Raw genomic sequence first — 8,196 nt, 5'->3', positions numbered from 1 at the left:
CCCTGTAGGAGCTGGCTTGCCAGCGATGGTCGCCAACGATAACGCGTGCTTGTTGGATAAACACACCCCCTGTAGGAGCTGGCTTGCCAGCGATGGTCGCCAACGATAACGCGTGCTTTCTGGATACACGCGGCGTATTCGAATCCATCGCTGGCAAGCCAGCTCCTACAGGGGACCGCGTTGACTACAAGATTTTCTACTTTCTTGCGTAAAGGATCCCTCCCATGGCCGTACTGCCAGAACTTGAAGCTTTCCTCGAACTCGCCGAGTTCGGCCGCCTGACCGGCAAAAGTCGCCCCATGCACGAACAGACCCCGCAACAGGCACGGATCGACTTCGAAGCCTCCTCAAGCTTCCTCGATACACCGCTGGCCAATATCGCCTGCGAAAACTTCACCATCCCCGCCCGCGACGGCCACAGCCTCGCCGCACGCCTGTATCGCAACGGCCAAGTCGTCGAAGCCCTGCAACCAGTGATGCTCTATTTCCACGGCGGCGGCTACGTGGTCGGCAGCCTCGACTCCCACGACGCACTGTGCCGTCGCCTGGCAGCGCAGGGTGGTTTCGCCGTGCTGACCGTGGATTATCGCCTGGCCCCAGAATGGCGCTTCCCGACTCCGGTACAGGACGCCTGCGACGCCGGCAACTGGCTGCTACGCGAAGGCGCAACCCGCCGCCTGGACGCCACACGGGTGGCCCTGGCCGGCGACAGCGTCGGTGCAACACTGGCCACAGTGCTGTCGATCATCTCTGTTCGCGACCCACAGGAACTCGCGCTGAAACCCAAGGCGCAACTGCTGGCATACCCCGTCACCGACGCCACCACCCACCGCGCCTCACACCGGGATTTTGCCGAGGGCTACCTGCTGGAAACCCCGACCCTGGACTGGTTCTACACCCACTACGCCCGCACCCCCCAGGACCTGGCCGACTGGCGCTGCTCGCCGCTGCTGGCCGAGGATTTGTCGGGTTTGGCCCCGGCACTGGTGTACCTGGCCGGTTATGACCCGTTGCATGACGAAGGGCTTGAGTATGCCGAGCGTTTGCGGGCGGCGGGGAATGAGGTGACGTTGTTGGAGCAGACGGGTATGACTCATGACTTTCTGCGCATGGCGGGGTTATTGGGGGAGGTGGAAGGGATTCATGCGGAGGTAGCGGGGTGGGTGCGCTCGCGGCTTTGAGGTGACATAAGCAGAAGATCTTTTGATTTTGCTTTTGAAGTAACGCCCATAAAAAATGCCCGCATCTCTCAATGCGGGCATTTTTCTTTCAGCTCAGACTCAGAAGTCGTACTTCGCGGTGACCTGCATGTTGCGCGGTTCGCCGTAGAAGGTGGTGCCGAAGTTGCCAAGGCCGGTCAGGTAGCGTTTGTCGAAGACGTTGTAGGCATTGACGGTGAAGCTCAGGTGGTCGTCGTACTGATAACGGGTCATCAGGTCCACGAGGGTGTAGCCGCCTTGCTTGAGCGAGGTGCTGCCATCGGTAGGGCTGAAGCTCTGGCCGTAAAATGCGCTCTGCCAGCTCACGCCGCCACCGACGGTGACCTGGTCCAGTGCGCCGGGCAGGCGGTAGGTGGTGAAGGTGCGCGCGACGTGTTCCGGTTTGCTGGTGGCCAGTGGGAAACCGTAGATGCGTTGATGGTCCTGGTCGCGGGTACGGGCGTAGGTGTAACCGGCAGACAGGTTCCAGCCTTCAGCCAGCTCACCGGCGAGTTCCAGTTCCACACCCTTGGTTTTGGCACCGGCGATTGGCTCATAGACGTCCTGGCCGTTGTCCGTGTTGGTGGTGACGTACTGCGCGACGTTGTCTTGCTCGATCTGGAACAAGGCCAGACTGGCGTTCAGCTTGCCTTCGAAGTAGGCCGCCTTGATACCGGTTTCGTAGCTGTCGCCTTCAACCGGATCCAGGGTCTTGCCGCTGGCGTCCTTGTAGATCTGTGGCTGGTAGATGCTGGTGTAGCTGGCGCAGACCGAGTAGGTATCGTCCAGGTCATAGACTACACCGGCGTAAGGCGTGACGACGCCGTGTTCCTTGTAGCTGGCGTGGGTGTCGGCCAGGCCGGCGCCGGGGTAGTAGGTGTAATCCTCGTTGTACTTGTAGGTACTGACACGGCCGCCGAGGATGAACGACAGGTCGTCGGTCGGGCGCAGGCGGGTGGCCAGGTAAGCGCCGTTCTGGCTCTGGGTGCGTTCGTACTTGCCGTTTTTCGGGAAGTCCGGCTTCGCTATATGGCCTGTCCAGTCAAAGATGTTGCCCGGCACCAGTCCATCGGAGTCGGTGGGGTTACCATAGGTTGCGCCAGTCTGACGGGAGTGGGAGGTCATGAAACCCGCCACCAGTTCATGTTCGCGACCGCCCAGGGAAAAAGGGCCGGAGACGTTCACGTCAGCGGTGTTCTGCACGCGATGGCCTTCCCAGTGCCCTTGGTAAAAGAACATGCCTTCGCCGGTGTCGCGGTCCGGGTAACCACCGCTGGCCGAGGCCAGTTGGGTATCGTGATCGGTGGTTTTCTGGTCGAGGCTGACCTTGAGTTTCCAGTCGTTGGCCAGCGCTTGTTCCAGGTTTGCGAAGTAGGTGGTGCTGTCGAAGTCACGACGGCTCCAGTCGGCGCCCGGGTTGAAGCCGCGGGAGAAGTCGGTTTTGCCGCCGTCGGCGTAGTAAACCGTGTTACCGGTCCAGGAACTGCCGCGCGGGGTGGCGCTGGACTTGTCGACGCCCAGGGTCAGCAGGGTGTCGTCGGTCAGGTCGGCTTCGAGAACACCGTAGTACAGGTCTTTCTTCTGGCTGTAGTGGTCGATGTACGAATCTTTGTCCTGCAGGGCGCCAACGAAGCGGCCGCGCACGCTGCCGGTATCGTTCAGCGAGCCGGAGACGTCGCCTTCGGTACGGTAGTTGTCCCAGTAACCGGCAGTGGCGCTGACCGACGCCTTGAATTCCTTGGTGGGCTTCTTGCGGATCAGGTTGACCGTGGCCGCCGGGTCGCCAGCGCCAGTCATCAGGCCAGTCGCGCCCTTGATGACTTCGATGTGGTCGAGGCTGGCAGCGTCATCGCTGTTGTTGGGGTTTTCACCGTAGACGCCGTCGTAGGGAAGGTTGACGCCATCGTACTGAAAGTTGGTGATGGCAAAGCCTCGGGCGGAAAACTCGGTACGGTCGCTGTCGTATTTCTGGGTGGTGATACCCGGGGTGTTGCGCAGCGCATCGGCGACGCTGGTCACGCCGCGGTCGTCCATCTGCTGACGAGTCACCACGGTCACCGATTGCGGCGTTTCGCGAATGGTCAGTGGCAGCTTGGTGGCGGTGGTGGTCGCGCCCGTGGTGTAGGAGTCGGTGCCTTCAGTGGTCAGTCCCAGGGCCTGGCCGGAAATGGTGGTGGCGCCCAGTTGCAGGCTCGACGAGCCGCCGGACACCAGTGTCACGCTGTTGCCGTTGATCTGGAATGAAATGCCGGTGCCCTTGAGCATCTCGGCCAGGGCCGCGGAAGGCTCCAGCGAGCCGGACACCGCACGGGACTTGATGCCGGCCACCTGGTCCGGGCTGTAGAGGATCTGCAGGTTGGTCTGCATGCCCAGCTGGGTCAGGGCGCTGGACAGCGGCTGAACCGAAATACTGACTTTCACAGGTGCAGCATTGGCCATCGAGCTCCCCAGCAAGGTGGCGGTCAGCAGAACGCTGGTCAACAGGATTTTATGCAGTGACGGGCGCTGTACGGCCAGCGCGAGAGGTGTACGGCGTGGAAGAGATCGCATTACTTGCCTGTGCTCCTGAAAAGTGTTTGTGAAGTTTTTGTTAATGGGAATGATTATTAAGACGGAGCACTGACAGGAAACCGGAAAAATAATTTTTTGAAGGTTCGGAACTGCGCAAAACCTGTGGGAGCGGGCTTGCTCGCGAAGGCGGTGTGTCAGTCAGCATTGATGTCGCCTGACACGACGCTTTCGCGAGCAAGCCCGCTCCCACACTTGAATGGCGCCAGACTTGATCAGGCGGTTGTCAGCTCGGTCACGACCCGGCCGCTTTCCATGCGCACCAGTTGGTCGGCGACGTCGAAGTAGCGGTCGTCGTGGGAGATCACGATGATGGTCTTGCCCAGGCGCTTGAGGTCCGGCAGCAGCTCGGTGTAGAAAATCCGCCGGAAGGTCGGGTCCTGGTCGGCCGCCCACTCGTCGAACACCAGTACCGGGCGCTCTTCCAGCCAGGCATTGACCAGCGCCAGGCGCTTGCGCTGGCCGGTGGACAGGTCGGTGGTGGTGAAGTTGCCGTCCTTGACGCTGACCTTGTGCGCGATCTCCAGGCGCTGCAGGTATTTGTTGGCGTCTTCGGGGATCTGCGTGTCGCCCTGGACCACGTCGTCGAACAGGTAGTAGTCGGCAAAGATGGTGGTGAACAGCTGGCGATAGTCGTCGCGGTTGTGCGCGTCGATGGCCTCGCCGTTGACCCGGATCTGCCCCTGTTGCGGCGTGTATAGACCCAGCAGCAACTTGATCAGGGTGGTCTTGCCACAGCCGTTCTCGCCGACGATGAAGGTGATGTCGCCCTGCTTGATCGACAGGTTGACCGGGCCCAGCTGGAACGGCGCCGCCCCCTCGACCGCCGGGAAGGCGTAGCGTACGTCCGCCAGTTGCAGTTCGTGCACGGCCTGCTTGACCTTACCCTGGTCGCTGAGCAGCAGGTGCGGTTCCGGGGTGGAAAACTGTTCGGACAGTTCGGCGATACGGCGGAAGGCGATCTGCGCGCGGCTGACGATCGGCAGGGTGCTGATCAAGTGCTCCAGCGGGCCTTTCATGTACAGCAGCACCAGGACGAAGCCGCTCATCACGGTTTTGTCGGCGCTCGGCCAGAAGGTTTGCAGGGCCAGGGCCAGGCCGATGACCACGAAGAACAGCATCGAGCCGAAGGTCTTGGCGATGACGAAGGTGTTGATCGAACGCACCTGGGTGTTGCAGATGAATTCGGCGGTGCCCTTGATGCCCGCGGTGAACATGCGCTGGCGGCGTGGGCGATGAATGCGCAGTTCCTTGGCGCCTTCGGCAATCGCGTTGTAGTGCTTTTGCAGCTCGTCCTCAGCCTCGCGGGCGGCCATGAAACCTTGCACGCCCTTGCTCTGGGCATAGGCCTGGATCGCGGTGCCGATCAGGATCGCGGCGACCATGATCAGGAACATCGGCCACGACAGGATCGCCAGGTAACCCATGCATCCCAGGGTCACGGTGACGGAAATCGCCAGCGGCGCGAAGGCGAAGGCGAAGTCGCTGATGGTGTCGACGTCGTGGGTCAGCACCGGGATCAGGCGATGGCTGCGATAGCGCTCGATCTGTTCGATCGGCGCCGACAGCACCTTCTCGCCCAACTGTTTGCGCAGCTTGGCAATGATGTGCTGGCCGACGTAGTTGGTGCCGATGTCCGAGCAGATCGAACTGGCCAGCGCCAGCAGGCACAGGCCGGCGAACAGCGCGACCACGCCCTGGGTCAGGCCGCTGTCTGAATGCAGGGCATTGTTGATGGTCGCCAGCAACACCGTGACGCTCAGGCCGCCGACCATGCCCAGGAAAATGGACGCGGCGACGATGAGTCGAAAGGGTTTGAGCAGGGCGAACAGTTCGCCGATGGCGCCGCGGGTGGGCTGGGTCATGGAAGACGGTTCCTTGGGTCGGAAGGCAGATACCCAGTAGAACGTCTGGTCGAGGGGTTAATTTAGACAGTGGGCGACTGGTGGTGACTGTGGGTTGTCAGTTGATTTCTTCAGCGACTGACGCTACGTCTTCGCGAGCAAGCCCGCTCCCACATTCGACCGTGTTTCGTCAGGCGGGATGCGTTCAAGTGTGGGAGCGGGCTTGCTCGCGAAGAACGATTATGCGGTGACCCTGTCGGGCCTAGAGTTCGCGGATTACGCGAAAGCCCATCCAGTCCCCACGCTCCTGCGGGTACTGGCTGTTGCGGTTGCCGGAGCGGGAGAACACCGGGGCTTCACCCCAGTCGTTGCCGCGGATGCGCACGGCTTCGCAGTTGGCTTCCAGCCAGGCGCTGCCGTCGGTGGGGGCGCCGACATAGTTCGGGTGTTCGCAGTCTTCAACCCATTCATAGACGTTGCCGTGCATGTCGTACATGCCGAAGGCGTTCGGTGGGTAGCTGCCCACCGGCGAGCTGAAGCTGAAACCGTCGGCCGGGCCGTAGGTGTTGGCGTGTTTGGCGATGCTGTATCCCTTGCCTTCATCGAACGGGAAGGGGAAGGGGCCTTTGGTGCCTGCGCGTGCGGCGTATTCACGTTGGGCCTCGCTGACCATGCCGTACTTCTGCCCGGTTTTTTTCGACAGCCAGGCGACATAGTTTTTCACGTCGTCGAAGTTCATGCACACCGCCGGCTGGCGCGGGCTCTGCGGGTAGCGCGGCTTGCTGGCGACGCACTCGCGGCCTGGGCGGGTATCGCCGTTGGCGATGGTCACGCCGCTTTCTTTCACATAGCTGTCCCATTCACCGGCGGTGATCTGGAAGCGGCTCATGGCGAAGGGCTTGGCGAAGGTGACTTCATGCATCGGACCTTCATCGGGCTCGCGGCCGACTTCGTCATCGGGGGTGCCCATGGTGAAGGTTCCGGAGGGCAGCACGACCATTTCAGGGCAGTTTTTGCAGTCCTTGAAGACCTTGCCCGCTGGTGGGGCGGTGGCGGCCTGGGCAATGGATGGCAGCAGGCTGGCAAGGAGGGCAGCCAGTCCGGCGGTCAGCAGATTTCGGTTCATGACTCATCTCGATCGAAGAAAAAAACGGGTGTCGTGCGAGGTCCACTGTGGGAGCGGGCTTGCTCGCGAATGCGGTGTGTCAGGCAACATGAGTGTCGACTGACACACCGCATTCGCGAGCAAGCCCGCTCCCACAGGGTTTCGCGTCATGCCTTCAGGCGGTTTTGTTCAGCAGGGCCATGAAGCGGTCGATTTCGTGTTCGTTGTTGAGCAGGCCGGGGGCGATGCGGATCACCGGGCCGACGTCGCGGTCCACCGAGTCGCAGACCACGCGGTTCTGCATCAGTTGGCCGGCGACCTTTTCGCAGTCCTGGTCCTTGATGCGGAAGAAGGTGAAGCCGGCGGACAATTGCGGGCTCTTTGGCGTGACCAGTTCGATCCGTGGCTGTTCCAGCAGGCGATTTTTGGCATAGCTGTTGAGTTCATGGATGCGCGCCTGGACCTCGGCCTTGCCCAGGTCCAGGTGCAGCTTGAATGCTTCGTCTGCGGCCCAGCGGTGTTCGAAGCTGTGATAGCCGCCGGGGGTCATGATGGTGGCGAAGTCGGTGGATTCGCTGAAGGTCGGAATGATCGGCGTGACGTCCCTGACCTCGGCGGAGCGGGCGCAGATGATCCCGGTACCCCGGGGGCCGAACATCCATTTGTGGGTGCCGGCGATGAAGAAGTCGCAGTGCATATCGGGAAACTCAAGGTCCTCGACGCCAAAGCCGTGCACGCCGTCGACCACATACAGGATCTGGTCTTTCTCGTCGCGCTGGCGGTTCTGCTCTTCGACCAGCTTGCCGATTTCGCCGATCGGCAGTTTCACGCCGCTGCCCGATTGCACCCAGGTCATGCCCAGCACGCGGGTTTCGGGGCGGATGCCCTGGGTGATCGAAGCGAGCACCTCATCCACCGAGATGTCTCGGCTGTTGTCGAACAACTTGAGCTTGCGCACTTTCGTGCCTTGGCGTTGCTGACGGAACTCCAGGGTGTAGTTGGTGGAGTAATGCTCGTGTTCGCTGACCAGGATTTCCTGGTCCGGGCGCACATGAATGCCGCCATAGATCATCGCCAGGCCTTCGGTGGTGCTGCCGGTCAGCGCGATCTGCTCAGGCTTGGCATTGAGGTAACGACCGGCCCAGACCCGCACGTTGTGCTCGCGTTTCTCGGTTTCCTGCAGGTCCCAGTCCATGGCCCTGCCAGGGTTGCGGTCGATATTGGCGCGGTGCATGTCGATCGCGTTGCGCACCGGCGTGGGGTGCGAGGTGACGAGGAAATTGGCGAAATGCAGGTAGTCCGGGTCCTGATTGAACAACGAGCGCAATTGCGCCCATTTGCCCTTTGGCAAGGGCTGGGGATTGCCGGCCAGCGCAGGCAGGTTCACGCCAGCAGCCAGGGGCAGGCCGGCGGCGAGAATGCCGGCCTGCTTGAGGAAGGAACGACGGTTGGTCATGGCTTGGGCTTCGCTTGGCAAAAG

The 8,196-nt window shown here is 61.7% G+C and carries 5 protein-coding genes; 1 reads left to right on the top strand and 4 read right to left on the bottom strand.

The genetic code is table 11. The features are described 5' to 3' along the window. The first annotated feature begins 224 nt into the window (after positions 1-224). Positions 225-1,181, top strand: coding sequence for an alpha/beta hydrolase (locus DKB71_RS24125; protein WP_408597878.1), 957 nt, complete (start codon positions 225-227; stop codon positions 1,179-1,181). A gap of 99 nt (positions 1,182-1,280) precedes the next feature. Here the strand turns inward: DKB71_RS24125 and DKB71_RS24120 are convergent, their stop codons facing one another. From DKB71_RS24120 to DKB71_RS24105, 4 genes are all read right to left on the bottom strand, one after another. Continuing rightward, a complete protein-coding gene (locus tag DKB71_RS24120; protein WP_408597876.1) occupies positions 1,281-3,749 on the bottom strand; it encodes a TonB-dependent siderophore receptor in 2,469 nt (822 codons plus the stop codon). Positions 3,750-3,982: 233 nt separating this feature from the next. Continuing rightward, positions 3,983-5,632 (bottom strand): cyclic peptide export ABC transporter, encoded by a 1,650-nt coding sequence (locus DKB71_RS24115; RefSeq protein ID WP_408597874.1) that lies wholly within the window; start codon positions 5,630-5,632, stop codon positions 3,983-3,985. A gap of 241 nt (positions 5,633-5,873) precedes the next feature. Continuing rightward, complete coding sequence (locus DKB71_RS24110) at positions 5,874-6,737, bottom strand: formylglycine-generating enzyme family protein (protein WP_408597872.1); 864 nt, start codon at positions 6,735-6,737, stop codon at positions 5,874-5,876. A 154-nt stretch (positions 6,738-6,891) separates the two neighbouring features. Next, positions 6,892-8,172, bottom strand: coding sequence for an aminotransferase class V-fold PLP-dependent enzyme (locus DKB71_RS24105; RefSeq protein ID WP_408601151.1), 1,281 nt, complete (start codon positions 8,170-8,172; stop codon positions 6,892-6,894). Positions 8,173-8,196: the final 24 nt, after the last annotated feature.

It is taken from the genome of Pseudomonas sp. PLMAX, assembly GCF_046042685.1.
Lineage (GTDB): Bacteria > Pseudomonadota > Gammaproteobacteria > Pseudomonadales > Pseudomonadaceae > Aquipseudomonas > Aquipseudomonas putida_AE.
The sequence above is the reverse complement of the archived record's forward strand: the minus strand, read 5'-3'. Positions and strand labels throughout refer to the sequence as shown.